The organism is Rhizobium sp. J15, from assembly GCF_002531825.1.
In the GTDB taxonomy this organism is placed as follows: domain Bacteria; phylum Pseudomonadota; class Alphaproteobacteria; order Rhizobiales; family Rhizobiaceae; genus Rhizobium.
Window position 1 is genome coordinate 1 of sequence record NZ_NWSX01000106.1, and the last position, 1002, is coordinate 1002.

Annotated in this window: 1 protein-coding gene; it reads right to left on the minus strand. The window is 53.3% G+C overall.

The features are described from left to right. A partial coding sequence (locus tag CO670_RS32340; protein ID WP_097594071.1) for an IS481 family transposase occupies window positions 1-946 on the minus strand: 946 nt, incomplete at its 3' end. Window positions 947-1002 lie beyond the last annotated feature (56 nt).

The following is a 1002-nucleotide window of genomic DNA, read 5'->3' on the forward strand; positions in this document are numbered from 1 at the left end:
TGTTTAGTCCCGGCATTTGATGGATAGGGTCGAGGATGAATCGATCTGGCTCGGAAGTGCACCGTTTGCAGATGAACTCGTAGGGTGTGAGGCCCTTTAATGTCTTGAGCCTGCGCCCAAAATTATAGGCGTTGATGAAGTCGGCGAGATGCTCTTTGAGTTGTGCGTGATCGTCGTAGTGAAAGCGCTTGACCGTAGCTTCCTTGATCGTTCGGTTCATCCGCTCGACCTGCCCATTGGTCCATGGGTGCTTCACCTTGGTCAGACGATGCTCAATGCCGTTATCGTCGCAGACCCAGTCGAAGATGTGCTGGAAGGCATTTCGGTCAACAGCCCGGTTGGTGAACTGGATGCCATTATCGGTCAGGACGGTATGGATGATGTAAGGCACTGCCGCGATCAGATTGCGCAAGAACTGGGCGGCATTCATCTTACCGGCTTTGCTATAGAGCTCAGCGAAGGCGAACTTGGATGTTCGGTCAATTGCGACAAAGAGATAGAGCTTGCCCTCCGCCGTCTGGACCTCAGCAATGTCGATATGGAAGTAGCCAATCGGGTAGCTTTTGAACTTCTTTTTGGGCTCCTTATCGCCTTCAACGTCGGGCAGACGAGATATGCCGTGACGTTGCAGGCATCGATGCAAGGAAGAGCGCGTCAGATGCGGGATTGTCGGCTGAAGCGCATAAAGGCAATCGTCAAGAGGCAGCAGCGTGTGCCTGCGGAAGGCGACGACAACAGCTTCCTCCTCCATTGAAAGTATCGTCGAGTGTGGTTCTTTCGGTCCTGTCGGCAGGTCGGCCAACGATGTCCGCTTCCTCCATTTGGCCACCGTCTTTTGATTGATGCCATAGCGCTTCGAAAGCGCCCTCAGGCTCTCTTCACTATTTTGTATTGCTCGACGGATTGCCTCTGTCGTCGTGGCGCTCCCGTGTAGAACCTGGCCCATAGTGCCTCCCTCCATTCTAAGGAAAATAATGCACCATCAAATGCCGGGACTAAACA